Genomic DNA, 23,573 nt, shown 5'->3' on the forward strand with positions numbered 1-23,573 from the left:
CGGTCGGCGGATAGATACGGTCTTAAGCCGGATATTTCACGCAGGCAAGGCCATTAGCCGAACAAGGTGTGCTGCACAGCGGGCGCGCTCGGAGAGCCGAGCCGCGAGAGTTCTGAGCGCATATGCTGCTTCCAATGGGACAACGCCGTTTCCGAGCAGGCGAAGCCGGTCGATGCGAGAGACCAAAGCGGGGGCCACCCCATCAGCCATTCGACAAACAGCGGGTTCAAGAAGCGGCGCGGCTTCGAGGACTCGTCGCCACTCGGCAAGGTCGTTAGGTCCGGGTGGGAAAGAACTTGGCCGGTCAAGGTCGGGTAGGGCCGCGTCTTGTCCCCGTGGCTGTTCTGATACTCGCCGACTTCGTTCGCTCGCGGCGTCATCCAAACATTGCGCGAGTTGTCGTTCGCAGGCGGCGTCCACAAGACGACCTGATCCTGAAGGTTGATCGTGTTGCCCCGCTGAACCCGCTTCAGCGCATTCTCGACCGAGACGCCCGTGCCGAGCGCATTTTCGTTCAGCGCCGTTGGCGTCCGCCAAAGGTGCGTCACGAAGTTCGGCAACTGATCGAGATGCAGCGCGCCCGAACTGTTGTCGAGATGGTCTTCGCTGTTCGGGGTCCGATAGTCCCGCATGGCCGGCGTCGGCCACCACGCCGTTGCCGTTTGCAGATTGAGGCCGCCTTCGCGTCCCTCCGTGCCCGCGCCGGTCGTCATGCTCGAAGTAGGCGTCGGCCAACACGGCGAGGACGAAGCAGCGCTCGCGCCGATGGCTTGCGCCAACTTCTGACGCCGTGAAAAGTCCGATCTCAGGTTCGTAACCAAGGCGGCAAAGATCACGCCAGACTCGTTCGAGGCCGCCCGACGTGACGAAGCCAGCGACGTTCTCGATGAAGACGAAGCTCGGACGCGATTGGACGATGATTCGGCGCGCTGCCGACCATAGGTCGCGCTCGTCATTCTCTCCGAGCCGAAGCCCGGCGACGGAGTGAGGCTGACACGGGATGCCTCCAATGAGGCAATCCACGACGCCACGCCACGGCCTGCCGTTGAAGGTGGTGACATCGCTCCAGACAGGCGCGTCATGAAGGAGACCTTGCCGCATCGCTGAGACCAGGTGAGCGACGGCGAATGCTTCCCTCTCCACGTACACGATGCCGCGAGCGCCTGGGATTGCCAATTCAAACCCAAGATCGAGTCCGCCGCCTCCGGTGCAGAGGGAGACAACGTTGAGTGGGGGACGTGCAGCCACATTCATGCGCCCGCCTTCGGCGCTTCGCGACCGGCGACATACTGGATATGGACATCGGCCTCGACCAACATCGACGCCGCGACATCCATGTCAGCCGACCATTGCGCGTCGTTGTCGTCGTGCGTGACGCAGACGATGCGGGAAATGCCGGATTGAATGATGGCGCGAGCGCAGTCGCTGCACGGAAACCACGGCAGAAAGATCGTGCAGCCATCGGTGCTCGTTCCGCGCCGCGCGGCGTTGAAGATGGCGTTGCGCTCCGCGTGCTCGGTCCATTTGTACTTGGCCGGGCGTTCATGGCGGGCCTCGACGTTGTCGTTCACGCCGCGCGGAAAGCCGTTCCAGCCGGTCGAGACGACGACGCCATGGCGCTCGTCAACGATCGCGCAGCCGACTTTGCGGCTGCGATCCTTGCTCTGCGTGGCAGCCAACGCGGCTTGGTCCATCCAATAGTCGATCCGGTCAGCCATCTCAGCGTTCCAAGCTCTTGAAGATCGGGAGCCTCAGAATGGCTTCTGCGGCATTGAGAGCGTCATGGCGCTCGCTGTCGGACGCCATGCCCCAACAGCACTCACGCAAAGCCTCTAGCGTGTAGGACGACCCGGCTGGCACCGGAAGGCGCGGGCCAATGATGCAGCGTGCAATGGCTGCGGTCGCTTCGCTCTCGGCCATCACATGGTTTCCGTGACGAAGCTGCCGGACACGGCGCGCACGCCAGCGATCACCGCGTCGATCCGCATGGTGATCTCCCAGGGGCGGAATTGGGCGTCGAGCAGCGCGAGCCCGACCGAGTCGATGTTGGGCGTCGCTCCGCGCGAGGTGGCCGCTTCGATCATCCGCTGCGTGGTGATGTCGTTGATGTCAGTGGGAGACATGCGTGGGGGCGTCCTGCAAGAGGGAGTGTTGATCGGGGTGGATGGTGGGCCGTCGTTCCTTCGGCTTGCCCTTGAAGCGGACCGGCTTGATCGCAGTCGGGTCGCGGAGGAAGGGGAAGCGTTCGTGGATGCCGGTGACGATCTCGATCAGCGCCGTGATCGTCTGCGGCATCGTGAGGCCGAGCTTGTCGGCGATCGGCTGAAGCTCTGCGCGGACTTCGTCGGGCAGCACCTTCGCGCGGGGCACCGCAACGAAGTCCCACCCGAGAAAGCCGAGCACGGCTTCGACCGACTCCAATCCAGGCCGGTTCTTCTTCCGCCACGCCTTGACGGAAGCCCTCCGCACGCCCGAGCCGATCTCGACTTCGTCATAGGTGATCCGCAGGCGGGCCATCTCTGCGAATACAAGCTTCACATGAGGGCCGACCCGCTCGGGCATAGTGACCGTGCGGCGATTTGCACGGTCGCGAGTGCGGCTACTCATGCTTCGGACCCGATGCCAGATCGGTCGCGATGTTCATCATCGCAATGACGCCGGTGAGATGTTCGTCGTCAGCCAGAAACAGGATGCGGCGATTGCGGGCGTCCGGATGAAGCGCAATGCTGCTCGCACGGAACGAGTTGAGCATCGTCTTCATGAAGACGCCGTTGATGCCGAACGCTGCGATCTCGCCGCTGATCGTCGCCTCGACCACGTCCACGCTGCCGCCGGTCGTGCCGCCGACTGCGATCACGAAGCCTTCCTCTGAACCGGCACACTGCAAGCGGTGGCCCAATTCCTTCGACGCGAAGGTTTCGAGCAGTGCGACGGTGCTCGCACACGATTCGCGGCTGACGACGATGCTCTCGGCAACCGGGTTGGAGACGAGCGGCAGATAGTTCGGATAGGTGCCAACCAACAGCGACGAGCAGAAGCGAGTCGTGTCGGTGTAGAAGAAGATCGAGTTCGAGTTGACGATCACGTTGACCGTGTCGGCATTGCGGAAGAGACGCAGCACCGAGCTAACCGTCTCGGATGACAGGATCACGCCGGGACGGTTGTCGTTCAGCGGCATGTCCTCCGCTCCATCCGGCACGGGCACAGTGGCCTTGAACAGGATCGTGCCGGTGGTGCCCACTGCCGCGAGGCGCTTGCCGTCGTCGGCGAAGTGGAGGAAGACGCCCTGCATCGGCGAGTTCGGGATCGTCGAAAGGGCTTGGGCGGTGTGGCCGAACAGACGGATCAGGTCGCAGCCTTCGAGCGCGAACTTCGCGCCGTCCGTGGCGTACTCGCGAGCAGGCCAGTCCTCTGCGGCGAGCGTCGGGAAGGTCGTGCGCGAACGGCCTGCCTTGCAGACCAGTTCGTACTTCGCCGTGTCCATCGTGATCGAGACATCGACGCCTTTCGGCAGCCGATCGACGACGGCCTTGAGCTTCATGGCGTCGATGGTCGTCGCGCCGTTGGCCTCGACTTCGCACTCGCCGAACGCCTCGACCATCATCTCGAAGTCGGTCGTGGCGATGGAGATCGCGCCGTCCTGGGCAATGATGCGCGCGTTGTTCGCGATCACGGCAGGCGAGTTCTTCGGAGCGCTCGATACGCCGCGAGTAACGATGTCGGCGAGTTTGTCACGGTTGATCTTGAACTTCACAGAAGGCTCCCTGATTGGACGTGGTAATGGCCGGTCTCGCCGACGTGCTCGACGCAGTCTTCGAGAGACGGGAATTTCGGATTGTGAAAAATGCGCAGCCGGTGCGCGGCTTCATCGAACAGGCCATCGCGAATCAGCGAGTCGATCTCGTGCGCGAAGGCGCAATCGGCAGCGGCGAGATGGCGGCGTGCGACCATTGGATCGCCCTCGGCCAAGGCCGCTTCCGCGCGCATGAGCGCAGTCCTGTCTTCACTCGACATGGCCTCACGCATGGGCGGAAGCCGTCGAGAGATCGACGGCACTGAACAGGTCGGTTGAGATGTCGAAGGGGTCGGGGAATTGAACCGCGCCGTCCAGGGCGCGCAGCTTCAAGGGGCGGCGCTCAAGAAGGGCGCTGCTCAGCGCGGCGATCATCCCGTTGGACCATCCCCGATCCGTGTAGAAGACCGAGTAATGAGCGACGGACCGCCACGCGAGACCGAGCGCGATGCCAAGCGCGCGCTCGTCTACGTTGGTGTCGTCGAGAACCTGAGTGAGAAGAAGGTGCGAAGCCTGGGCGCTTTCGCCGCGCAGGGCACAATCCTTGAGGCAACGCCGCGCATAGGCGACGTTTGCGAAGATGTCGCCAGCGTATGGCGACTCCAGAATGACGAGTTTGATGCTTTCCATAGTCCGTTGCCTCTCCCGAGCAGCAACGGACCATATGGGTGTCTATCCGTTATGTCAACGGATAGCGACGGACCATCCCTTAAAGTAATTCACAAGAACCAATGACACGCTCAAGCGACTTCACGTTTGATCGAGCGATGTCGATGACGTTTTCGCCATTTAGCATCCGCACACTGATCTTATCCGGCGAGATCGAGACGACTTCGCGGATTGCGACTCGGTCGTCTGACTGTCGGACGATCGCAAACCCGCCGTGAGCAACCGGCTTGCTGGGGCTCACGACCACGACTTCACCGATTCGATAGCGCGGAGCCATCGTGTCGTCGGGAACCGTCACCGCGTAGGTATCAGAGGGAGTCGCCAGCGGCGAAGTCCATGACGTGCGGCGGCTTGGGTTGAGGGAGAAGAAGCCGTCTGGATCGGTGAGACCGATCTGGAACAACGGGATCGTCGAGTTTTGCGGGGCTTCCTGCATCCGCATCCCAACCGGCGCGACGTTGGGCTCAGTAGTTCCGATTCGTGGGAGCGACTGCCTGCCGAAGAAGTAATTCACATCGGTATCGAGGATCGCCGCGAGCTTGCTGAGACCTTCGCGGGATGGGTTTAGCGATTTGCCCGCAAGAAGATCGTTCACGTAGCTGAGCCCAAGGCCAGCCCGGCGAGACGCTTCGTTCTTCGAAATCCCCTTGGCGGTTACGCGCTCTTCGACGCGGGCCTTGATAGTTTCTAGCTGCGGGTGCGGCCGTGTGGACGCCTTTGCATTCATGTTCCTTAACCCCCTGCGCACTCGACTGATCACCATGCGTTAGACCCTTCTTAGACCACGTCTTTCTGGATCGCTACCCGAAGCCCGGTGCTCATACCTGTGGGTAGCGACGGATCATCATCACGGATTTTCTGTTTTCATCCGTCGCCATCCGTTGACACCCCTAACCCGGTCCGTTACATAAAGTTCAACGGTTTCAGGAAAAAGTCGCCAACTGATTCGGCATAAAGCCGTAACGGCGACGGATGTCAAGCGGTAATCAACGGATGATCCACGTCAAGGAAACGCGAGAAGCGCTCGCGGCTAGGGTTGGGCATCTCGAACGCAAGTTCGCTGATCTCCGTCAATCCATGGTCGTGTCCACGGCTCTGCCGACGCAATGGCGTCTCACGCCGAAGGAGCGCGACCTGTTCCTTTCGCTGCTCTCGAACGAGACCGTCACGAAAGAGATGGCGCTGCTCGTTCTCTACGGAACCGAAGATCGTCCGGAACACAGTGTCGCAATGTTCATGTCCCGCGTCCGCGCGAAGACTGAAGCTCATGGCGTGACGATCGAGACGATCAATCGCACCGGCTACCGTCTCGTTGATCGGCTGGTGTGGGCGAAGACTTTGAAGCTCGACGCCGTCGAGCACTAACCGGGGAGCCTCATGGCGATCTCACTCAAGGGCAGCATCAAGAAGAAGTCGGCTGCCGAAGACCAACCGATCATCACGATCTATGGCGTGCCAAAGATTGGCAAGTCGTCGCTTGCCGCGGAATTTCCGCGTCCCGTTTTTATTCAGACGGCGGCTGGCGAAAGTGTCCCGGCGGGCATCGTCGCGGACACGATCGAAGTGCGCAGCTACAACGATCTGTGCGAGGCCATCGGCGCGCTCGTGATCGAGGATCACAACTACGCCACGGTGATCTTCGACTCGACGACCGGCCTCGAAAATCTGATCCGTGCGGAAGCGTGCGCCCGCAACGGATGGAAGAACATCGAGGACCCCGGCTACGGCAAGGGCTACAAGATCGCCGCGAGCATTTTCCTCGAATACATCGACGGCATCATGACGCTGCGTTCGCAGAAGCAGATGGCCGTGGTGCAACTCGGTCACTGCGACATCAACCGCTTCGAGTCGCCGACCACCGACCCGTACTCACGCTATCGCGTCAACCTGCACAAGGATGCCGCCGACATCATCGAAGCGAACAGCGACGTGATCGCGTTCCTCAACTTCAAGGCTTCGATCAAGAAGGTCGATGCGGGCTTCAACAAGCAACTCACCCACGCCGAAGGCGGCGGCTCCCGTTGGATGTTCCTCGAAGAGCGTCCCGGCTTCATCGCGGGCAACAGGTTCGGCATGCCTCCCGAGATGCAGTTCAAGAAGGGTGAGGGCTACGCTGCACTCGCCAAGTACCTTCCCGCTCCGCTCGCCGCAGCGGCCTGATTCACCAACGCCAACCCGACACTACCAACAAACGAACGCCATAGGAGATAATCATGGCACAACTGAACGTGAGCCTCGCCGACGTTAACGAGAAGGACGCAGAAGGCGGCGGCGGGCAAATCATCCCGCGCGACCGCTACCTGCTCAACATCATTGAAGGCGAGGTGAAGCAGAACTCGAAGCGCACCGGCGATCTCTTCGAATACAAGGCCGAAGTGGTGGAGGGCGAGTTCGCGGGCGTCAAGGTCTTCGGCAACATCAACGTCACCCACACGAACCCGACCGCGCAGAAGATCGGTCAGGCTCAGTTGGCGGCGCTCGCCGAAGCGACCGGCATCGGCAAGGCCAATCTGTCGGACACCGATCAGCTTCTCTTCCAGCCGTTCTACGCCGATCTGGATGTCGAGACCTACAAGGATCGCAACCAGAACGACAAGGAACGCATGGTAGTGAAGAAGTTCATCCACGCGGGCAACGCAAACGAGCCGCCGCCGAGCAAGGCTGCCGCGAACGACAACACCAAGCAGACCACGAACGCCGCGACCACCCCGGCGACGACGCCGAAGCAGACCGCGTCCCCGGCTCCCGCCCCGAGCGGCGGCGGCCGTCAGATGCCGTGGCAGCGCAGCGGCTAACACTTCCTCCCTGACTTGCTGCCGGGACCTCGGTCCCGGCGGTCTTCTCCATCCCCCCTGACAATTCAGTCTGCACAACGCGCTTCGGCGCGAACGATAGAGGCTTGCCTGATGGCTCCGTTGCCGCGTCCATTTAGCGCCACCACCGAAGCGATCTATGAGGCTTACGCGAAGTCGCGCGCCCAAGCGTGGGACTCGCTCGGCATCTCGATCTCGGTTCTCGGCGAAGAGTGCGAGCGCGCGCTTTGGTACAGCTTCCGCTGGGCGTCCAAACCGGAAGTCATCGACGGTCTGAAGGCGATCACGTTTGAGACCGGCGAGATCGAAGAGACGCGGCTGCTGAACGCGCTGCGCATGATCGGCTGCGAAGTGGACGAAGCCGATGAACGCGGCAAGCAATATCGCGCGACCGCGATTGCGGGTCATGTGCGCGGCAAGACGGACGGCAAGGTGCTCGGCCTGCCCGAAGCACCGAAGACCTGGCACGTCGTCGAAGCCAAGTCGATGAAGGATACCTATTGGGACAAGGTGAAGAAGGTGGGCGTCCGCGAAGGCTACTTCACCCATTGGGTTCAGTTGAACACCTATTGCCATCTCTTCGGCTTCGAGCGCGGCCTTTACATCTGCCGTAACAAGAACACTGGCGAAGTCTACAGCGAACGCATCGAGACCGACCACGCGGAAGCGATCCGGTTGCTCGCTCGCGCTGAGCGGATCGTCAAGTACGCGAACCCGCCGCCGCCGCTGCACAAGGACCCGAACGCCAAGATGGCGTTCAAGTGCCGTACCATGTGCAATCATCTGGCGATCTGCCATGAGCACTCGTTTGCTCGGCTGTCCTGCCGGACCTGCATTCACGCAACCCCCGAGATGTTCGGCGACGCGGCGTGGTCCTGCGCGCGCTGGAACAAGCCGCTCTCGCTCGCTGAGCAGAAGCAAGCCTGTCCTGCGCATCTCTTCCTGCCGTCGCTCGTTCCCGGCGAACTGATCGACGCGAGCGATGAAGAGGAATGGGCGCTCTACACGCTGCACGATGGGCGCGAATGGCGTGACGGCGTGAAGCCCGAGCCGCAGCGCACTTACTTCCATCATGCCGAAAGCGGCTCCGTGTTCTTCACGTTGCCCGGCGAGCCGGACCCCCGTGAGGGCGGCTTCGATGGCGGGCTCTGCGAAGAGATCAGCTTCGAGGACTTCATCAAACTTACCGATCACTACGCCTCACAAGGGGAATGACGCGCATGTCCTACTATCCGAAAGCTGTTCGCTTCATCGAGTCGACTACCGAGCAGTGCAAGTTCTTCCTGCCGGGGCAGTCCGGCATGGATGGCCTCGTTTGCGGCGAGACGACCGATACCGAGCGCTCTTACTGCGATTGCCACCATCGCCGCATCTATCAGCCGGGCTCCACCCCCAGGGTGTTCTTCATCGACGCATCGTCGCAGGACGCACCCGGCTTCACGGACCATGAGCCCGATCTGACTGAGGTTCTGCAATGACGCCGCAGTTCTTCTACGCCGATCCGGCGTGGACATTCGAGACGTGGTCCGAAGAAGGCAAAGAGCGCTCGCCTGAAGAGCACTATGATTGCATGTCGCTCGAAGACATTATGGCGCTGCCTGTCCGGCAGATCGTCCCTGATGACGCGGCGTGCGGTCTGTGGGTCATCGACACGATGATCGACAAGGGCATCGAAGTCCTCAAGGCGTGGGGCTTCGATTACAAGACCGTGCTGTTCTACTACGTCAAGGTCGGCAGGGCTCTGCGTCCGCATATGGGCATGGGCTATTGGACGCGCGCCAATCCCGAGATTTGTCTGTTCGGCACGCGCGGAAAACCGCAGCGCAAGGGGAAGGGCGTCGAGCGCCTGATCCTCGACCTCGACCCCAATGAGCGCACGATCCTCGCGCCTCGGGGCGAGCACTCTGCGAAGCCGCTCGACGCTTACAACAGGATCGAACGGCTGCTCGACGGTCCCTACCTCGAACTGTTCGCACGTCACGCCCGGCACGGCTGGCACCAATGGGGCAACGAAGTCGGCAAGACCGGCGGCGTCCCGAACCTCTTTCACCTTCCGGGTCATCCGGCCCGAGCAGCCAACGACAACTCACTTTTTGCGGGAGCTATGTGATGGCGTTCCAGCTTCGCTACTATCAGCGCGACGCGATCAATGCTGTCTATGACTATTGGACGAAGAAGCCGGATGGAAATCCCTTGATTGTGATCCCGACCGGCGGTGGAAAGTCGCCAGTGCTCGGCACCATCACAGAGGAGATGATCGGGTTCGAGCCGCAGACCCGCATCGTCATGGCGACGCACGTCTCCGAGTTGATCGAGCAGAACTACGCCGAGTTGATGGGCCTTTGGCCGTTCGCCCCAGCGGGCATCTTCTCGGCTGGCCTCCGTCGAAGGGATGCTCATTCGCAGATCATCTTCGGCGGCATCCAAACTATGTGGCGGCACGCCGATCGTATCGGCCACGTTGACCTTCTGATCATCGACGAAGCCCACATGCTGCCGCCCGACGCGGAGACCATGTACGGCAAATTCATCGCGGCGTTGAAGCGGATCAATCCCAGGCTGTTGATCCTGGGCCTGACCGCAACTCCGTATCGCACCAACTCAGGCATGCTGACGGACGGCGACGACGCGATGTTCGACGCCATCGTGTACGAAATCTCGATCCGCGAGCTAATCGAGAAGGGCTTCCTCTGCCCGTTGGTCTCGAAAGCGACGGCCACCGCGAAGACGATGGTCGATCTGAGCAAGCTGCGTCGCGCCGGTGGCGAGTTCACGGACAAGTCGTTGAAGGCGGTCTTCGACAAGAGCGAGGTTACGGAGGCTGCGGTCGATGAGATCATTGGCTTCGCGTCAAGCAACGAGAGGCCGCGGAAATCATGGCTCTTGTTCTGCGCTGGCGTGGAACACGCACTGCATGTTCGCGATGCCATTCGCGCGCGCGGCTACTCTTCTGAGACGATCCACGGCGGCACCGACAAGGGTGAGCGCACCGATATCCTTGAAGCTTTAAAGGCCGGGAAGCTCACGTCCGTCACGAACTTCGGTGTGCTCACGACCGGGACCAACATTAAGCGCATCGACCTGATCGCGCTGTTGCGGGCCACGGATAGCACGCAGCTCTATGTCCAGATGTGCGGGCGCGGCACGCGCCTCCTGGGCGACACGATCGAAGAGTCCATCCGCAACGGTAAGGAAGACTGCCTCGTTCTCGACTTCGGCGGCAACGTCCGAAGGCACGGGCCAATCGACTGTGTGCAGATCAAGAAGCCGGGGAAGGGCGCTGGCGAGGCCCCGGTGAAGGAATGCCCGCAATGCCACTCGCTGATCTTCGCAGGTCTCAGCGAGTGCCCCGACTGCGGTCACAAGTTCGAGCGCGACCCCGAGAAGAACATCAAGCAAACCGCAGACGTGACGCCGATCATGTCAACGTCGAAGCCCGATTGGGTGCCGGTAAAGCGCCGCACGTTCTTCCGCCATGACAAGCCGGGTGGCACTCCGAGCATCCGCGTCGAGTACCTATGTGGCTCGGTCTCTCACAAGGAATGGATTTGCCCTGAGCATCAGGGCTTCGCTCGCGTGAAGTTCGAGAAGTGGTGGCGGCAGCACACGGGCAACGACAACGCTCCGTTCTCGATCCAAGAGACGTTCGATCGCGCCAAGGAATGCCGCGAGACGAACGAGATCATGATCAAGGCGAACGGCAAGCATTGGGAGATCGTCGCGCGGAAGCTGGGCGAGATTGCGCCTGAAGGCGAGTCCAAATCGTCGGACTCGGTCATGCCTCCGCGTGACGAGATGATTGCGCTCAATTACCAACTGAACGGGAAGCCGGAACGTGCGGCCGAACATCGTGCGGCGGTGGCAGCGCGCAAGCCGTGGCAGACCGCTCCGGTCGCGAACGACAACTCGCGCGCCGTGATGCCTGGGCACGTCAAACCGGCGGCGACGGTTCGGGCCACTGCTCCGTGGAATGCACAGATCACGCCGCCGTTGCCCAAGACGAGCCTCGCGCCTTGGGACAAGCGCGATCTTGATCTCGACGACGACATTCCGTTCTGAGCGCGCATCGTGGGGAACTTTCACAAGAAGCTTCGTCGCAACGAGTCGTTCAAGAAGCTGAGCGACTACCTCAACCAACACGGCTACCCCTTCGAGCCGTTCCAAGCTGGAAAGCATCCGTATCTTGTCGTCCAACTCGGCGAGGGGAAGAGCGTCAAGTTCTTCTTCCCGTCGAGCGCAAGCGACTGCCGATCTGCCGACAACTGCGTGTCGCAGATCAAGCGGGCGATCCGCCAACGACTAGCGAGCAACGACAATGCGCGTGTTTGACAAAGAGCCGGTGTGCTGCGGCGTCTGCCGCCGCGAGGCAACCGGCATTGGCTATATGCCGCCCGGCACCAAGGGACGGCAGCCGGTCCTTTGGCTCTGCGAAGAGCCGCAATGTATCTCACTCGGAAGGGGAATCTTTCACATGATGCCAAAGACGCTGAGCGCCACCGAAGCGCTCGCACTTCAGGACGCTGGCGCTGATGCCGGTGCGTACCTCGAACGGTTGGGCAAATTCAATCTGTCCGAATTGTCCGAGAAGGAATGGACGAACTTCCTCACCACCATCCTGAACTCATACGGCGACAACATGCGTAAGCGCGTGACCAACGCCATTGCTCCCTTCTAAGGACGCCAGACGATGACCGAGTCACCCTTCGCCCAAACCGGACCGGGCCTGTTCGAGAACGGCTACAACCCGTTGCCGATCATGCCGAACAGCAAGTTGCCGGGGCAGTACGCCGACGATAGCTGGCGCGCCTACAAGGGCTGGAACGACTTCTGCACCACGCGGCCGAGTCAGTTGCAGGTCAACTATTGGTCGAAATGGCCGAACGCCGGTGTGGGCGTGGCGTGTGGCCTTGGCTTGATCTGCATCGACATCGACTTTGAGCCCGCGATGGATGCGATGCTCGCCATGCTGCCACCTTCGAATGTGCAGAAGAAAGGTCGCAAGGGCATCTCGCTCTTCTATCGCGGCAACACCGATCAGATCAGGTCGCGCAACTTTCGCACGCCGGACCGCATCGGCCTTGTCGATCTGCTCGCCGAAGGGAAGCAGACCGTGTTGCCGCCCTCGATCCATCCCGAGACCGGGGAGCCCTACTATTGGTGGACGGACGACACGCTGCTCGACGTGCGCCTCGACCAACTCACGGAGCTTCCTGACGACATCGCCGAACGCATCGGCGAAGTCCTGAAGGCGTATGGCTATGACCCGGTGACGGAGCGGCGCTATGAGCCGCCGACCGACATCCCCGATGTCAGCCAGATTCATTCGACCGACTTCTTCCGGCGGCTGAACGAAGACGCGCTCTCGAACCTCCATGCCTGGGTGCCGAAGCTGGCGCTGCCGAAGGGCCGCTGGCTCGGGGCGAAGTATCGGGCCGTCGCGCCGTGGCGGTCATCCGGCTCGGGCCGTCCCATGGCGAAGCGCCACCCCAACCTGTCGTTCGATCCGAGCGGCATTCAGGACTTCGGCACCATGGAGACCTTCACGCCGATCAACGTCGTCATGAAGGCGATGGAGCTTGGCGAGCCCCAGCGTGACGCCGCCGTTCAGTGGCTTGGCGAGCAGCTTGGCTACAACTTCGGTGTCGAGATCGACCTGCGCTCGCGCCGGAAGGAAGCCGAGCAGATGGCGGCAGCCGCAGCCCGCGACGCGGCCAAAGACGCGGAGCGCGAGGGGCAGCCGATCTTGCTGTCCACGCCCGACCTGGCCGGACCGTCCTGGGTCGAGCGCCAGATGTCGGCCGGGCTTACGCCCTGGGTGAAGACCGCCCCGCCGCAGCCGCATCAGGTCGCGGCTCTTGCGAAGGTCAAGAGCACCCCCGCCAAGGCCGCTGCGGAGCCCGCTGGTGAGCCCGTCGCAGATCCTTCCAATGCTGCCGACCATCCCGAGACCGCGCCCACGATGGCGGAATTGGAAGCCCTGTGCCATCCGCCGGGGTTGGTCGGGGACATCATGGATTGGATCACGGCGTCAACGTCGAGCCCTTCGCGGCCGTTGGCCCTGGGGCCTGCTCTGGGCTTCGTGGGGACGCTCGCCGGGCGTCACCACGCCGGACCCACCAACCTGCGCACCAACCTCTACATCGTCGCCCTAGCGCCTTCTGGATATGGCAAGGACCACCCCCGCAAGGCGTTGTCCCGGCTGGCGGTGGAAGCCGGTCTCGATCGCTACATTGGGCCGGAAGGCTTCCTGTCCGACTCGGCGCTCCGCAAGACGATCGAGCACAACCCGTCGCAGTTGTCGATGATGGACGAGTTCGGCGGCTTCATCGCGAAGATCATGGACCGGCGCGCCGGGACGCATCAGTCGAGTATCCGTCAGATGCTCATGCAGTTCTTCACGTCGGCCGATTCGCTCTACAAGGGAACTGCGTCGGCGGCCGAAAGCGCGACGCCGATCTACAACCCGAACTTCTCGATCTACGGAACCAGCACCCCTCACGACTTCTGGCCCGCGATGTCCGGCAAGGGCATCTCGGACGGCTTCCTGCCGCGCTGGCTTGTGCTGACCATCATCGGCGATCCCGTTGATGGCGTAGAGCCGACGATGACCCTCGAACCGCCGACGAAGCTGATCGAGGATTGCCGGGCGATCATCACCCACAACGGGGCGGGCAACTTGGGCGATTCGTCGTCCAGGCCGATCCTTCGGCCCCGCGTGGCCGATTGGGGCGCCGGCGCTAAGGAACGGTGGATGGAGTTGCGCACGGCCTTCAAGCGGCGCGGCGAGGCGTGCTCGCCCGATCTGGCGGCCCTGTGGACCCGCTCGATGGAAGTTGCCCTGCGCGTGGCCCATATCGTCGCCATTGGCATCGACCCCATCCGGCCGGTCCTCACGCGCGATCTGGTTGATTGGGCGGCGAAGCTGATGGACCTCTCGACTCGGTCCTGCATCGTCGAAGTCAGCGACCGGCTGGCTCTCAACGATAAGCAGGCCGAGTACCTGAAGGTCCGCCGCTGGATCAAGGAAGCCGGGTCGGCTGGCGTGACCAGCTCGGTCCTGAAGAAGATGGTCAACGGCGAGTTCGATCTGAGGCGGCTGAACGACATCACCCAGCAGCTTCTCGAGTCGAAGCAGATCGAGCAGCGGTTCGCCTCGACGCCCACCGGCGGCCGTCCGTCGCATCGGTGGTTTGCCGTACAATGAACGCTTAGGATTCATAGCTTTAACGATGCACCTTCTCGAAGGCTGGAATCCGGAGTAAAAGTTCCCATGCTTTGGTCTAGCTTTCGGAGAGGGATCGTTGAGAAGGGTCAACGCTATTGTGGCAGCTTGCATGCTGCTAACTTTGGGGCAGTCAACCTATGCTGCCAGTGTTTTTGATATTGTGGCAGGTAGCATCAATCCTAGGGCTCTTGAAGCTATAGAGAAAGCGCAGCGAGACACTGCGAAGGCGATAGAGAAGACTGCGGAGGAGAATGCCGCAAAGACGACGGCTCCCGTGGACGCGAAAGCAAAGGTCGTGCTGCTTCAATCGTCCACAGATGGGGTCTTAGGGCAGCTCAGGACCGTTCCTCTGGAAAAGCTGTATGGCCTCAAGGTCGCTCCTGACATTTGTACCTTGGGTCTCGTCAACTGTGGAATTTTGGAGAGCAATGGCGTTCGACCATTCGTCGATCTCGAAATTGACAGGCGAAAGGCGACGTTCGAAGTTGAGGATAAGAATCGCTCGTTTTGGGTCTCGGTGGCCAGCCTCGCGATTAGCGTGTTGGCTGTGGTGATCAGTATTCTTGCCTTCAGAAAAGAAAGCGCCCCCAAGCCTCCGCCCCCTCGAAAAAAGAGGGCAGCGTAACGAGATAGAAAAATGCCCGCTGCGAAGCGGGCTTTGTCGTCTGAGGTGGCGAGGTGACGATCAGCTATCGTCGCGCCCGAGCGCTGCGACGAAGCTCTGTATCGCGATGGACTCGGGCGTCGAGTGAGCTACGGGAGCGACGCGGTGCTTCATGGCTTCGGCGAAATGGTCGATGGCGATTGCGCCGTCGCTCATGGAGATGTCGCCGTTGGCGCGAGTGATGATCGCTGTGGAACCGCTGAGCCCGATCAGGATCGCGATGATCAGGGCGGGGGTCCGCATCATGCTCAAAGCCTTCGAGCGAACTTGTGAGTTCGCGTAGAACGTCAGGGCCTTCGCGCACATTTCGCTGTCACTTGGCCCAAGAGTCACTTCTTCCCCAACACCCAGCGCCACGGCAAGCGCGAGTGCGTCACCCCTATTGATCACGATTTTATTTTCCCTTGTTACCGCAACTGTTCCGGACTTTGCGCCTTGAGTTTCGTCCCCGACCCCAAGGCACGGCGTTTGCGCCGTGTCTGGAGGTAATTAGGCAGGCGACGGATCATCCGTCAATGTCAAAAGGTACATACCCCGAAAATTCTGTGGCGTACCCGACACGAAGATTAATTCTGAAAGCGCTTAGTGCGCAGTCGCCCCACGCATGACCTTGCGGCCGTAGGCCGTGCATGACGGACGTGCATAAATGCCGCGCTGATAGAGGCTCACGCCTGCGCAATCAGCGCCGCCCTTCGAGATCGCGATGCGCAGGTAGAGCATCCCCGCGCGCAGGCCGGTTGAACAATCGTACAGGTTCCCGGTGATGCCGATCTCGCGCGCCGTGGTCGGCTTGACCTGCATGATGCCGCGCTCGCCTGCGCTGCCGCGAAGGTGGCAGTTGTAGTTGCTCTCGACCTTGACCACGGCATGGGCGAGGGCACGCGGAACTCCCTGGGCGTCCGCCGCAGCATCGACCATGGTTCCGAGATTGGACCCGAAGGCGGGCATGGCGGTTCCCATCACGGCCGCGACTGCGACCGCGCTGATGAGGCGTTTCATGTTCTGTCTCCTATTAGGCCGCTACGGCTTCACACTCGAAGCGCTTGGCCTCATCTCGGCGACGCATGTTCTCTTTGTGCGTCACCATCTCCAGGTGATCCGGGTTGACGCATCGGCGCGCCCGGCAGCGGTGATCGAGTTGCTTGCGAGGGGGGATCGGACCATGTTCGAGCACGTACATTACGATGTGAACGGCCATGGTGCCGCCATCGAGAGACATGCGTGCGTAGTCCTTCCCCCTTCCCTTGCTTCCCGACGTTGGTCCCGTCCACAAGTGGCACGGGGTGTCGAGAGGCCCTTCGACGATCTCGACGCGAGACATCACCTTCTCGCGAATCTTCTCCCTGCGCGTGCTCATTCCAATCGCCCTTAAGCGCGCGCCTGCCGCGTCTTGAACGCCTCGATCTGAAAAGCCCGGCTTGCGGGAGTGTCGTCGATACGCCAAGGCATGCGAGAAAGGGCAGCGCGCGGCTGCCCTCCCTCGACCCAGGTGTGAAGTAGTTCGCAGAAGGGGGCTCCATCTGCGCGAACGCGGTTGACGATCTTCACTGCCACGTTGGTCATGATGCGAGCGGCGGTCATTGCGCTTCGCTCCACGGCGTGGAAGCCCGCTTCCAGAAGGGACCGTCCGCCTCGACGAACATCGTGAGCAACTTGATGAATGCTAAGTCGGTCACTGCCGGGCCGGTATTTCCCTTTTCGTCATCGCCGCCGATGATCAGTGCCTTGCCCGCGATGGCGTCGTGGAGGCCAGCGATACGGAAGCCACGCCTCGGGTTCTTCAGCTTGCCTTCGTCGTCGATCATCATCAGGTCATGGCCCGCCAGCACCCGCAATCTCAGTTCGGACAGGCACGTCACCGGCATGGTTTCGTGCGAGAGCGCTGAGTAGAAGTCGAGATAGTGGTCGAGGATCAGGTCAACGTGCTCGACGACGCAGCGAAACGGATCGATCAGGATAATTCGGACAGGCGATGTCATTACGCGGCGTCCTTTTTGGTAGTGACGCCAAGGGCGAAGAGCTTCTGATCGACGACGGCGATCTGCTGTTCCAGAATCAACAACATCTCGGGCCGCATCTTCGCGCAAATGTCGGGGCGCACGTCGGTCCCCCCGAGCCTGATCGTGTGGCCTAGACCTGCCTTAGTCTTCAACGAGATCAGGTAGTCGCGCTCCTTCATCAGCTCAGCGACGGCGTGGAAGTTCTCAAGTTTCATGGTCGTTAGTCCCCAGGTGATCCAGTCCATAGATGCGGCGGAAGGCGTCGTGATCGAGATCGTTTGCATCGATCTCGACGACGCTCGGTGGAAGGGCGCGGTCAGGATCACGTTCGAGCGCGATCCCATCCATGTTGATCTGACCGCCCGTCATGAAGACGTGGTCATAGCCATGCTTGCGAAACTCTTCGGCGATCTCTGAGAACGCGGCCTGAGAGACGCGCATCTTGACGAGCGTCCTCATGCTGCCGCCTGTGCTGCGGCGAGCGCCGAGTGGCCCGCCTCGGTGAATTGCCACGTAAAGCCGCTGTTGCCCTCGCGCTTATCGCTGCGCGTGAGCCATCCCTTGTCGGCCATCGTTTGAAGGCGGTTGGCGATGACATAGGCGGTCGGCGGCATCCCGCCGTCGCGGACGCGCACTTCCCACATGCGCTCGACTTCACGGTAGACGTGGAACGACTTCGGCACCGCGACCCTGGAAAGGGCCGCGAGCACGTCGAGTTCGGTCAGGTACAGCCTCATGACCCACCGTCCACAAGGTAGGCAGCGCGCAAGGCGGTGAGGCGCTTCTGACTGTCGGCGAGCGCTGCTTCGAGTTCAGCGATGCGGTCGTTCTGTGCGCGCTCAGTGAACGCAGCGATCTCGCGGGCCAGATCGGAGCGTTCCGCGGTGATGTAGGCGAGGCCCAATGACTTCTGCCGGGCATCGGCCTGTTGCACGTAGGTACGATCGACGAACGACTGAGCCCGCGCGAGCAGGCCGGGTTCGGGCATCTCGTCAGCGGTGACGAAGCGATAGCGCTCGCCGTCACGGACCCACTTGCCGTCGCAGACTTCAATAGTCTGCGGGAAGGGTTCGTCGCTCTCCCATCCGAACAGCTCGCGCAGCTCGGTCTCGCTCGCGGTGTCGACGCCGCGCTCAGGCACGGGCTCGCCGATGGCGACGGCCTTGGCATCGATCAGCTTGCGCATGCGATCGGCGGCGAGGCTGACGATGGCCTGGATCGGAATCCAGCACTCGACGGCTTCAATGTTCGCGTCGGCGAGATCGTGCGATGCACGCATGAGCCGGTAGGCGAAGTCTTCGTCGTTCAGCTTCTCAAACCACGCAGCGTCGCGACCCTCGCGGTAATACGTCTGCGCTTCGTCGTCTTCGTCGTCGATGCGGAAGGACACGAAGAAGCGGGTTGCCAACTGGCGCGCCACGGTATTGAGGCAGTAGGGGGCGGGGGCGTGCTTGGCGATCTCGTCTCCGATCAGCTTCGCGACCGCCTCGATCAGCGCGTCGGGGATGCCCGACTTGTAATTGGGGTTGATCGCGACGTAGTGGGTCGGGATGCGCAAAGCGCGTTCGCTGGTGGTCATGATCAGGCTTTCAGTTAGAGGCTGCGAGGCTGGTGTCGGTGAGGAAGTCGGCGACGGCGTCGTGAGCGACTTCGCGGGCCGTCTCGAAGCGGCCTGCATCGATCGCATCGCGGACAGCAACGAGACCGGCCCTGTAGAACACTGCGTCTTGGGCGTTGCGCGCGCCGGTCTCGATCAGCACGTCGATGTTGGAGCGCAGGATGTCGTTGTCCGCCTTGGTGGCGGTCTTTTCCTTCAGATCGAACCAACCGAAGAAGAGCAGCGACACGGTCAGAACGCCGAACAGCACGGCGAGCGGAGCGCTACCGAAGAGCGCGGAGTCGATGGTGGTCGAGATGCCGACACCGGCGAAGACGATCGATGCGTAGAGACGAAACATGGAGGTGTGACTTTCGTGAGGGGATGAACCTGCAAGGATCGCTTGCAGGTTGGGGAGGGCTCAGGCGGCGATGGCGGGGGTGAAGACGAAGGCGGCGGGGAGCCGTTTGCCGAGCGCCTTGGCACCGGCGGCGGTGACGCAGAAGACGCGCATGGAGCCGTAGTCACGCGAGGGATCGCGAACCATGTAGCCCTTGCCTTCGAGGCGTCCGGCAACCTCGATGTCGCTGCCGGTGGCGTGGCAGGCGACGTGGTTGCGGTTGACGGAGTTGCCGTGTTCGAGCCCGAGCGCGCGGCGCGTGAGCATCATTTCGTTGTGGGTGAGCAGGAAGGCGGTCGTGGTCTCGGTCATCGTCTGCGCTCCCTTCAGCCGAATAGGGCGTTTTGGTCGGTGTGCATTGCTGGCGGCGCGGAGCGACGCGGCTTTGCAGTGGTGGTGGGCTGGGGGAGATCGACGGCGGTGAGGCTGTCCTTGTGGCGAAGGACGTGAGCCGTCATGCCGCTCACGTTCTTGCGGCGGTCCTTCAGCTTGATCAGCGTGCCGGTCTTGACGAGTTCCGAGACGCGGGGACGGATCGCCAGAACGCTCTCTCGAAGCTGGGTGGCGATCTCGTCAGCGGTCAGCCGGTAGCCGTTCGCCATGAGGGCGGTGATCGCCGAACGCAGCTTCGAGGCCCGCGTCACGATCTGCTCGGCGGCGTCCTTCGAGGCCCCACCGCCCTTCGATCCCGGCGACTTCGGATAGTTCTGAGACATAGGCAAAGCTCTCCCGTTCGCCCCGAAGGGCGCTTTCCAGATCAGCGATTTGCGGATGGTGTTTCCCGACCCCGACCGGCCTGAATCAGGTCGGTCCCGCTGGAATCAACGGATAGCGAAGGATGATCCGTTGCGCAAGGACTTTGAGAGGACTATCGACGGAACAGCGTCGGATGGCGCTCGGAGCAGGCCATGTTGGCGAATTAGGGAGGCTCGATAATTCGCACTTCCATATTATGTTTTGGAGGACGGTTTGGGTTTTGCGTCGAAACGCCCGCAAAACTAAACCCCCCGCTTTTCGCAATGGCTGGGGGACCATTGGAGGGTATCACCTATATGTATAATAGTAATATATAGGTGTAATATATTCTTCTAAAGATATGACATGAGGGGGTTACTTCTATATGTAGGGGGCAAACCCCGGAAATCGGCCCTTGATGTTACGCCGACCAACGGATAGTTCCGTCGAATCGACGGATGGAGTTGATGTTTTCCGATGCGCAAAAAGGTCATGTCTGAGTGGGACGCTAAGGCGGCCTATATCAAGGTTCCTGACGACGGCCTGTCTCTCGTTGGCTTCGCCAACGCCTTGCCGTGCCATCCGAGCGAGGCTGAAACCATCGCCCGGTATCTGCACCGGAAGAAGCTGGTATGGCTCTCGATGCGCGCTGGGCACGGCAAGGTGTTCCCAGCGGCGATGCGCCCCGGTCGTGGACGGCCGAAGGCTCTCGGTGTCGAGGATCGCCCGCTGCTCGATCCTGATCTCGCCCGGTTCCTCGGGACGGTGCATCCGATCTTCCTGAAGATCAGGCTGCTGCTCGGGAGCGATCCAGGCGGGGCATGGAATGAGCATCAGGCGCTCAAGGCTGAGATCAAGTTCGCCGTCGCCGTCGAAGCCACGAAGCTCACCACGGCCTGCCGGGCGTTCCTCGCGAAACACCCCGCCATTCCCGTTACGGCGCTCCGTGGTGCGCTCTGGCTCGACCGGCCTCACACGATGCCCATCGTCGCGCAGACGCAGCCTGACCTCGCCATGGCTGGCTCAGAGCAGCTCCAGGCCGAGAGGCCGAAGGGGAGGCCGCGTCTAGCGAAGAGCCTCACCGACGAAGAGCGGATGATCGCCTACATCGAAGCCGCCGGACCGGCTGGCATCGCGGCGTATGAGATCGTGAACAAGGGCAAGATCGCTCGCGACCGTGTCGAGCGGATCGGCGAGATGTTCGAGAACATGGGGACCATCCGGTCGGCGGTGGTCCGGCTGTCCGATCGAGGGCGGAAGGGAACGCGGTACTTCATGCGCAAGTACGGCGAGCCGGTGATCGGGGAGGGTGGTCGGCTGATCGTCGTCTAAAGTCGGCGAATAAGCGACTTGATCCAGATCATCGATTGCTCGATTGCCCAATCGGTTTGAGGTTCAGTCAGGCTGGGCATCGGTGCTGATCCAGGGCCGTGTCCTAACGGATTGCGAACCTTTGAAAAGAAAAGCTTGAGCATGTCGGTTTCCCATACTTCGATCAGTTGCGCTCCACGAAGATTGTCTACGAAGTTAGCTGCGCCCTTCTCCTTGCCGTTCGTCAAATTCTTCTCGTCTGAAATGATCTTGATTGTGCTTTCGAGCGACTTCGCGGCATACATGGCCGCGTCGCGACCGCCGGTATCTCGCAAGTCGATAGCTTCTTTCATGTCATGATCAACGTTACGCCACTTGGGAGCGGCCACTAATGTCCAAAATGGCGTCTCAATCTGGTCTCCGATCTTCTGGTCTTCGGAGAACTGTATGAAGCCATTGTGGTAATGCAGCTTGCAACCTGCCTGACGGAAGCGCGCGTTCAGTTCGATTACAGCCGTTTGAATTTTAAGATTGGCTGCCGCATTTTTTGCTTTCTCATTATCGACGGACGCCGATAGTTTGCCGATGCCCCCTCTGCGCTGATCGCGCAACTTGGCCTGGGCTATTTCCTTTGGCAGATCGGCGTTAAGTTGAGCCACCCAGCTCTCGTGAAACCGAAAGCCGATTTCTACTAAGCTAAGTCGTTCCTTTATGAAGCGGTCCGCCGGTATTGTGCCATCGAAGGTCGCTAACATCCAAGTTTCGCACATTTTGACCACGGGGTAGAACCCGCTGCGCCAAAATTTCTGTGCGTCAAAGTAGCCCCATGCGCTGGGGGACAACTCCTGAAGGCCAAGCTCTCTCGCCAAGCTATCATGCATGGCTTGCCAGCGCGCCCTTCCGATTATGTCTTCGTGGCCACCAATGTAGTAAGGGCAAATTTGGTTGAGAAGTTGATAGCCCTGTGTAATGAGGCGACGTGACTCCTCAGTAAAGTAATCCCACACGACCGGCTGAAGGTAGCGGTGGGCAAAGATGTCGGTCAGCATTTCCCAGGGTCCTCAGACGCAAATCTGCACCGGCGGATGCCAGATTGTAGAAATCGTACGATTCGCAACTGTCAAGATACACCGTTCCGGGGCGGCGATCACCTATGGCGGGATACCGGATCGGTCTCTCCCGACGCGGTGATCTGCGCGAGCATTCGCGCATGGAAACTCGCATCGTCAACACCATCCCCGAGTGGCGCTATCAGGCGGAAGTCATCGCGCGTCTTCACAAGCTCGAAGACGATGGCCTCCCGTTTACGTGTGCCGGTGATATGAACCGAGCGCGTCGCAATCGTCGCGAGCGCATGGAGGCCAAGGTCACGGGCCTCACGGCGGGTGAGCCCGACGTTCGCGTTTATATCGCTGGCGGCGTTCTGCTCAGCTTCGAACTGAAGACGCCGACCGGATCGCGCTCGAAGGATCAGAAGGCGCGACACAAGAAGCTGATCGACCTCGGCTTCGAGATCATCACCGTCAAGGCTGCCACCCCCGAAGCGATGGCCGACCTGATCGAGGCTGAAGTGCGAAGGCGGCTGCCCTGATGCAGATCACGCTGACGCTCACGAAGGGGATGCTCGACCGGCTCGATCAGCTTCGTGATCGCAGCGTCAACACGGCCACGGCAAAAGCGCTAACCTTCACCGCGAAGGATGCGCAAGCGGCGCTGAAGGCTCAGGTCCCAGGCATCTTCGTCCTGCGTCGCAATTGGGTGCTCAGCGGCATCCGCATCCGGCCTGCCAACGGCAACAACCTCACGGCCGTCGTCGGCTCGATCGACAAGTACATGGAGCGCCATGTCATCGGGGCGGGCAAAGAGAAGCAGCCCGACAACGCGCTCTCGATCCGCTCCAAGCGCGCCGCCGGCAGCGGCCGTCTCGCCACCGGCGGCATCCTGATCAAGCCATACGGGTCGATCGGCAGCGCGCCGATCCACACCGTTGTCCGCCGCCAGTTGAAGCGCGTGGACACGCAGAAGCGAAAGACGTTCCAGATCGTGTCGGGCAAGAAGGTGCTGATTGTCCGCCGTAAGACGAAGAAGCGGCTGCCTCTGCAAGTCCTAGCCGTGCTCCAGGGGAGCGCGACGATCAACGAGCATTGGGATTTCCTCGGGACCGTGTCCGGCGTCGTCCAGGCACGCTTCCCGCAGCATTTCTATCGCGCGGTGGTCAATGCAGCGACGCGGTAGAGGCTCAATGACCAAATCGACTCCCACCCCCTTCATCCGGGAAGGTTCATGAGCGAAATGACTCCCACCCCCCCCTATGGCCTAAGCCCATGCGCGTCCTGATCCTGACCATCGCGCTCGGGGCCACGTTA

General features: G+C 61.4%; 34 protein-coding genes. 14 read left to right on the forward strand and 20 right to left on the reverse strand.

What is annotated here, in order from left to right:
- Positions 1-36: 36 nt before the first annotated feature.
- From BRAO375_RS39030 to BRAO375_RS21575, 8 genes are all read right to left on the reverse strand, one after another.
- Positions 37-1,254 (reverse strand): DNA cytosine methyltransferase, encoded by a 1,218-nt coding sequence (locus tag BRAO375_RS39030; protein ID WP_083842514.1) that lies wholly within the window; start codon positions 1,252-1,254, stop codon positions 37-39.
- Positions 1,251-1,718: a deoxycytidylate deaminase gene (locus tag BRAO375_RS21540; RefSeq protein ID WP_009029553.1), complete on the reverse strand. Its 468-nt coding sequence runs from the start codon at positions 1,716-1,718 to the stop codon at positions 1,251-1,253. Before BRAO375_RS21540 ends, BRAO375_RS39030 begins: the two co-directional genes overlap by 4 nt.
- Positions 1,719-1,919: 201 nt before the next feature.
- Complete coding sequence (locus tag BRAO375_RS21550) at positions 1,920-2,123, reverse strand: hypothetical protein (RefSeq protein ID WP_009029555.1); 204 nt, start codon at positions 2,121-2,123, stop codon at positions 1,920-1,922.
- Positions 2,110-2,562, reverse strand: coding sequence for a hypothetical protein (locus tag BRAO375_RS21555; RefSeq protein WP_009029556.1), 453 nt, complete (start codon positions 2,560-2,562; stop codon positions 2,110-2,112). The genes BRAO375_RS21550 and BRAO375_RS21555 overlap by 14 nt, the downstream gene beginning before the upstream one ends.
- 37 nt (positions 2,563-2,599) lie before the next feature.
- On the reverse strand, positions 2,600-3,754 hold the full coding sequence (locus BRAO375_RS21560; RefSeq protein WP_009029557.1) for a beta clamp domain-containing protein: 1,155 nt from the start codon (positions 3,752-3,754) through the stop codon (positions 2,600-2,602).
- Complete coding sequence (locus tag BRAO375_RS21565; RefSeq protein ID WP_139031438.1) at positions 3,751-4,026, reverse strand: hypothetical protein; 276 nt, start codon at positions 4,024-4,026, stop codon at positions 3,751-3,753. The genes BRAO375_RS21560 and BRAO375_RS21565 overlap by 4 nt, the downstream gene beginning before the upstream one ends.
- Positions 4,019-4,423, reverse strand: coding sequence for a DUF7768 domain-containing protein (locus tag BRAO375_RS21570; RefSeq protein ID WP_009029559.1), 405 nt, complete (start codon positions 4,421-4,423; stop codon positions 4,019-4,021). The genes BRAO375_RS21565 and BRAO375_RS21570 overlap by 8 nt, the downstream gene beginning before the upstream one ends.
- A 79-nt stretch (positions 4,424-4,502) precedes the next feature.
- Positions 4,503-5,189, reverse strand: a complete 687-nt coding sequence (locus BRAO375_RS21575) for a S24 family peptidase (RefSeq protein ID WP_244423234.1) — start codon at positions 5,187-5,189, stop codon at positions 4,503-4,505.
- Between the two features lie 350 nt (positions 5,190-5,539).
- Between BRAO375_RS21575 and BRAO375_RS21580 the strand changes: the two genes are divergently transcribed.
- The 11 genes from BRAO375_RS21580 (at position 5,540) to BRAO375_RS21630 (ending at position 15,125) form a co-directional block, all read left to right on the forward strand.
- A complete protein-coding gene (locus BRAO375_RS21580; protein WP_009029561.1) occupies positions 5,540-5,827 on the forward strand; it encodes a helix-turn-helix domain-containing protein in 288 nt (95 codons plus the stop codon).
- 12 nt (positions 5,828-5,839) lie between these two features.
- Complete coding sequence (locus BRAO375_RS21585) at positions 5,840-6,622, forward strand: ATP-binding protein (RefSeq protein ID WP_009029562.1); 783 nt, start codon at positions 5,840-5,842, stop codon at positions 6,620-6,622.
- A 53-nt stretch (positions 6,623-6,675) separates the two neighbouring features.
- Complete coding sequence (locus tag BRAO375_RS35720) at positions 6,676-7,257, forward strand: DUF669 domain-containing protein (RefSeq protein WP_009029563.1); 582 nt, start codon at positions 6,676-6,678, stop codon at positions 7,255-7,257.
- Positions 7,258-7,368: 111 nt separating this feature from the next.
- Positions 7,369-8,490, forward strand: a complete 1,122-nt coding sequence (locus tag BRAO375_RS21595; protein ID WP_009029564.1) for a hypothetical protein — start codon at positions 7,369-7,371, stop codon at positions 8,488-8,490.
- A gap of 5 nt (positions 8,491-8,495) precedes the next feature.
- The gene (locus BRAO375_RS21600) at positions 8,496-8,753 is read left to right on the forward strand and encodes a hypothetical protein (RefSeq protein ID WP_139031439.1); all 258 of its coding nucleotides are present in this window, start codon (positions 8,496-8,498) and stop codon (positions 8,751-8,753) included.
- Positions 8,750-9,385, forward strand: coding sequence for an MT-A70 family methyltransferase (locus BRAO375_RS21605; RefSeq protein WP_009029566.1), 636 nt, complete (start codon positions 8,750-8,752; stop codon positions 9,383-9,385). Before BRAO375_RS21600 ends, BRAO375_RS21605 begins: the two co-directional genes overlap by 4 nt.
- Complete coding sequence (locus BRAO375_RS21610; RefSeq protein WP_009029567.1) at positions 9,385-11,334, forward strand: DEAD/DEAH box helicase; 1,950 nt, start codon at positions 9,385-9,387, stop codon at positions 11,332-11,334. Before BRAO375_RS21605 ends, BRAO375_RS21610 begins: the two co-directional genes overlap by 1 nt.
- Before the next feature lie 9 nt (positions 11,335-11,343).
- Positions 11,344-11,604, forward strand: coding sequence for a hypothetical protein (locus BRAO375_RS21615; protein ID WP_009029568.1), 261 nt, complete (start codon positions 11,344-11,346; stop codon positions 11,602-11,604).
- On the forward strand, positions 11,591-11,950 hold the full coding sequence (locus BRAO375_RS21620) for a DUF6511 domain-containing protein (RefSeq protein ID WP_035641588.1): 360 nt from the start codon (positions 11,591-11,593) through the stop codon (positions 11,948-11,950). The genes BRAO375_RS21615 and BRAO375_RS21620 overlap by 14 nt, the downstream gene beginning before the upstream one ends.
- Before the next feature lie 12 nt (positions 11,951-11,962).
- Positions 11,963-14,479: a bifunctional DNA primase/polymerase gene (locus BRAO375_RS21625; RefSeq protein WP_009029570.1), complete on the forward strand. Its 2,517-nt coding sequence runs from the start codon at positions 11,963-11,965 to the stop codon at positions 14,477-14,479.
- Positions 14,480-14,576: 97 nt separating this feature from the next.
- The gene (locus tag BRAO375_RS21630; RefSeq protein ID WP_009029571.1) at positions 14,577-15,125 is read left to right on the forward strand and encodes a hypothetical protein; all 549 of its coding nucleotides are present in this window, start codon (positions 14,577-14,579) and stop codon (positions 15,123-15,125) included.
- A 60-nt stretch (positions 15,126-15,185) separates the two neighbouring features.
- On the opposite strand, the gene BRAO375_RS21635 is transcribed toward BRAO375_RS21630, so the two are convergent.
- The 11 genes from BRAO375_RS21635 to BRAO375_RS21690 all read right to left on the reverse strand — a co-directional run bounded on the left by BRAO375_RS21635 (position 15,186) and on the right by BRAO375_RS21690 (position 19,877).
- The gene (locus tag BRAO375_RS21635) at positions 15,186-15,554 is read right to left on the reverse strand and encodes a hypothetical protein (RefSeq protein ID WP_035641591.1); all 369 of its coding nucleotides are present in this window, start codon (positions 15,552-15,554) and stop codon (positions 15,186-15,188) included.
- A 192-nt stretch (positions 15,555-15,746) separates the two neighbouring features.
- Positions 15,747-16,163 (reverse strand): lytic transglycosylase domain-containing protein, encoded by a 417-nt coding sequence (locus BRAO375_RS35725; RefSeq protein WP_009029573.1) that lies wholly within the window; start codon positions 16,161-16,163, stop codon positions 15,747-15,749.
- A 13-nt stretch (positions 16,164-16,176) separates the two neighbouring features.
- Positions 16,177-16,521, reverse strand: coding sequence for an HNH endonuclease signature motif containing protein (locus tag BRAO375_RS21645; protein WP_035641592.1), 345 nt, complete (start codon positions 16,519-16,521; stop codon positions 16,177-16,179).
- 220 nt (positions 16,522-16,741) lie between these two features.
- Positions 16,742-17,143 (reverse strand): hypothetical protein, encoded by a 402-nt coding sequence (locus BRAO375_RS21655; RefSeq protein WP_009029576.1) that lies wholly within the window; start codon positions 17,141-17,143, stop codon positions 16,742-16,744.
- Positions 17,143-17,379: a hypothetical protein gene (locus BRAO375_RS21660; RefSeq protein ID WP_009029577.1), complete on the reverse strand. Its 237-nt coding sequence runs from the start codon at positions 17,377-17,379 to the stop codon at positions 17,143-17,145. Before BRAO375_RS21660 ends, BRAO375_RS21655 begins: the two co-directional genes overlap by 1 nt.
- On the reverse strand, positions 17,369-17,623 hold the full coding sequence (locus tag BRAO375_RS37565; RefSeq protein WP_009029578.1) for a hypothetical protein: 255 nt from the start codon (positions 17,621-17,623) through the stop codon (positions 17,369-17,371). Before BRAO375_RS37565 ends, BRAO375_RS21660 begins: the two co-directional genes overlap by 11 nt.
- Positions 17,620-17,901, reverse strand: coding sequence for a hypothetical protein (locus BRAO375_RS21670; protein ID WP_009029579.1), 282 nt, complete (start codon positions 17,899-17,901; stop codon positions 17,620-17,622). Before BRAO375_RS21670 ends, BRAO375_RS37565 begins: the two co-directional genes overlap by 4 nt.
- Positions 17,898-18,743, reverse strand: a complete 846-nt coding sequence (locus tag BRAO375_RS21675) for a hypothetical protein (RefSeq protein ID WP_009029580.1) — start codon at positions 18,741-18,743, stop codon at positions 17,898-17,900. Before BRAO375_RS21675 ends, BRAO375_RS21670 begins: the two co-directional genes overlap by 4 nt.
- 10 nt (positions 18,744-18,753) lie before the next feature.
- Complete coding sequence (locus BRAO375_RS21680; protein ID WP_009029581.1) at positions 18,754-19,122, reverse strand: hypothetical protein; 369 nt, start codon at positions 19,120-19,122, stop codon at positions 18,754-18,756.
- Positions 19,123-19,182: 60 nt separating this feature from the next.
- Positions 19,183-19,473 (reverse strand): hypothetical protein, encoded by a 291-nt coding sequence (locus BRAO375_RS21685; protein ID WP_009029582.1) that lies wholly within the window; start codon positions 19,471-19,473, stop codon positions 19,183-19,185.
- A gap of 14 nt (positions 19,474-19,487) precedes the next feature.
- Positions 19,488-19,877, reverse strand: a complete 390-nt coding sequence (locus BRAO375_RS21690; RefSeq protein ID WP_009029583.1) for a hypothetical protein — start codon at positions 19,875-19,877, stop codon at positions 19,488-19,490.
- A gap of 496 nt (positions 19,878-20,373) precedes the next feature.
- On the opposite strand from BRAO375_RS21690, the gene BRAO375_RS21695 reads away from it, so the two are divergent.
- A complete protein-coding gene (locus BRAO375_RS21695) occupies positions 20,374-21,228 on the forward strand; it encodes a hypothetical protein (protein ID WP_009029585.1) in 855 nt (284 codons plus the stop codon).
- Here BRAO375_RS21695 and BRAO375_RS21700 read toward each other — a convergent pair.
- Positions 21,225-22,256 carry an AbiJ-NTD4 domain-containing protein gene (locus BRAO375_RS21700; protein ID WP_009029586.1) on the reverse strand — a complete coding sequence of 344 codons (1,032 nt, stop codon included), beginning with the start codon at positions 22,254-22,256 and terminating at the stop codon, positions 21,225-21,227. The genes BRAO375_RS21695 and BRAO375_RS21700 overlap by 4 nt on opposite strands.
- 161 nt (positions 22,257-22,417) lie before the next feature.
- Here BRAO375_RS21700 and BRAO375_RS21705 point away from each other — a divergent pair, with 161 nt between their 5' ends.
- Positions 22,418-22,798 carry a VRR-NUC domain-containing protein gene (locus tag BRAO375_RS21705; RefSeq protein ID WP_035641612.1) on the forward strand — a complete coding sequence of 127 codons (381 nt, stop codon included), beginning with the start codon at positions 22,418-22,420 and terminating at the stop codon, positions 22,796-22,798.
- A complete protein-coding gene (locus tag BRAO375_RS21710) occupies positions 22,798-23,442 on the forward strand; it encodes a hypothetical protein (RefSeq protein WP_009029588.1) in 645 nt (214 codons plus the stop codon). Before BRAO375_RS21705 ends, BRAO375_RS21710 begins: the two co-directional genes overlap by 1 nt.
- Positions 23,443-23,573 lie beyond the last annotated feature (131 nt).

Source organism: Bradyrhizobium sp. ORS 375 (assembly GCF_000239775.1).
Taxonomy (GTDB): Bacteria; Pseudomonadota; Alphaproteobacteria; order Rhizobiales; family Xanthobacteraceae; genus Bradyrhizobium.

Excerpts from the sequence above, each read along its gene's own strand:
- BRAO375_RS39030 (WP_083842514.1), bottom strand. The coding sequence starts at position 1,254 with ATGAATGTGGCTGCACGTCCCCCACTCAACGTTGTCTCCCTCTGCACC.
- BRAO375_RS21540 (WP_009029553.1), bottom strand. The coding sequence starts at position 1,718 with ATGGCTGACCGGATCGACTATTGGATGGACCAAGCCGCGTTGGCTGCC.
- BRAO375_RS21550 (WP_009029555.1), bottom strand. The coding sequence starts at position 2,123 with ATGTCTCCCACTGACATCAACGACATCACCACGCAGCGGATGATCGAA.
- BRAO375_RS21555 (WP_009029556.1), bottom strand. The coding sequence starts at position 2,562 with ATGCCCGAGCGGGTCGGCCCTCATGTGAAGCTTGTATTCGCAGAGATG.
- BRAO375_RS21565 (WP_139031438.1), bottom strand. The coding sequence starts at position 4,026 with ATGCGTGAGGCCATGTCGAGTGAAGACAGGACTGCGCTCATGCGCGCG.
- BRAO375_RS21570 (WP_009029559.1), bottom strand. The coding sequence starts at position 4,423 with ATGGAAAGCATCAAACTCGTCATTCTGGAGTCGCCATACGCTGGCGAC.
- BRAO375_RS21575 (WP_244423234.1), bottom strand. The coding sequence starts at position 5,189 with ATGAATGCAAAGGCGTCCACACGGCCGCACCCGCAGCTAGAAACTATC.
- BRAO375_RS21580 (WP_009029561.1), top strand. The coding sequence starts at position 5,540 with ATGGTCGTGTCCACGGCTCTGCCGACGCAATGGCGTCTCACGCCGAAG.
- BRAO375_RS21585 (WP_009029562.1), top strand. The coding sequence starts at position 5,840 with ATGGCGATCTCACTCAAGGGCAGCATCAAGAAGAAGTCGGCTGCCGAA.
- BRAO375_RS35720 (WP_009029563.1), top strand. The coding sequence starts at position 6,676 with ATGGCACAACTGAACGTGAGCCTCGCCGACGTTAACGAGAAGGACGCA.
- BRAO375_RS21595 (WP_009029564.1), top strand. The coding sequence starts at position 7,369 with ATGGCTCCGTTGCCGCGTCCATTTAGCGCCACCACCGAAGCGATCTAT.
- BRAO375_RS21600 (WP_139031439.1), top strand. The coding sequence starts at position 8,496 with ATGTCCTACTATCCGAAAGCTGTTCGCTTCATCGAGTCGACTACCGAG.
- BRAO375_RS21605 (WP_009029566.1), top strand. The coding sequence starts at position 8,750 with ATGACGCCGCAGTTCTTCTACGCCGATCCGGCGTGGACATTCGAGACG.
- BRAO375_RS21610 (WP_009029567.1), top strand. The coding sequence starts at position 9,385 with ATGGCGTTCCAGCTTCGCTACTATCAGCGCGACGCGATCAATGCTGTC.
- BRAO375_RS21620 (WP_035641588.1), top strand. The coding sequence starts at position 11,591 with ATGCGCGTGTTTGACAAAGAGCCGGTGTGCTGCGGCGTCTGCCGCCGC.
- BRAO375_RS21625 (WP_009029570.1), top strand. The coding sequence starts at position 11,963 with ATGACCGAGTCACCCTTCGCCCAAACCGGACCGGGCCTGTTCGAGAAC.
- BRAO375_RS35725 (WP_009029573.1), bottom strand. The coding sequence starts at position 16,163 with ATGAAACGCCTCATCAGCGCGGTCGCAGTCGCGGCCGTGATGGGAACC.
- BRAO375_RS21645 (WP_035641592.1), bottom strand. The coding sequence starts at position 16,521 with ATGAGCACGCGCAGGGAGAAGATTCGCGAGAAGGTGATGTCTCGCGTC.
- BRAO375_RS21655 (WP_009029576.1), bottom strand. The coding sequence starts at position 17,143 with ATGACATCGCCTGTCCGAATTATCCTGATCGATCCGTTTCGCTGCGTC.
- BRAO375_RS21660 (WP_009029577.1), bottom strand. The coding sequence starts at position 17,379 with ATGAAACTTGAGAACTTCCACGCCGTCGCTGAGCTGATGAAGGAGCGC.
- BRAO375_RS37565 (WP_009029578.1), bottom strand. The coding sequence starts at position 17,623 with ATGAGGACGCTCGTCAAGATGCGCGTCTCTCAGGCCGCGTTCTCAGAG.
- BRAO375_RS21670 (WP_009029579.1), bottom strand. The coding sequence starts at position 17,901 with ATGAGGCTGTACCTGACCGAACTCGACGTGCTCGCGGCCCTTTCCAGG.
- BRAO375_RS21675 (WP_009029580.1), bottom strand. The coding sequence starts at position 18,743 with ATGACCACCAGCGAACGCGCTTTGCGCATCCCGACCCACTACGTCGCG.
- BRAO375_RS21680 (WP_009029581.1), bottom strand. The coding sequence starts at position 19,122 with ATGTTTCGTCTCTACGCATCGATCGTCTTCGCCGGTGTCGGCATCTCG.
- BRAO375_RS21685 (WP_009029582.1), bottom strand. The coding sequence starts at position 19,473 with ATGACCGAGACCACGACCGCCTTCCTGCTCACCCACAACGAAATGATG.
- BRAO375_RS21690 (WP_009029583.1), bottom strand. The coding sequence starts at position 19,877 with ATGTCTCAGAACTATCCGAAGTCGCCGGGATCGAAGGGCGGTGGGGCC.
- BRAO375_RS21695 (WP_009029585.1), top strand. The coding sequence starts at position 20,374 with ATGCGCAAAAAGGTCATGTCTGAGTGGGACGCTAAGGCGGCCTATATC.
- BRAO375_RS21700 (WP_009029586.1), bottom strand. The coding sequence starts at position 22,256 with ATGCTGACCGACATCTTTGCCCACCGCTACCTTCAGCCGGTCGTGTGG.
- BRAO375_RS21705 (WP_035641612.1), top strand. The coding sequence starts at position 22,418 with ATGGAAACTCGCATCGTCAACACCATCCCCGAGTGGCGCTATCAGGCG.
- BRAO375_RS21710 (WP_009029588.1), top strand. The coding sequence starts at position 22,798 with ATGCAGATCACGCTGACGCTCACGAAGGGGATGCTCGACCGGCTCGAT.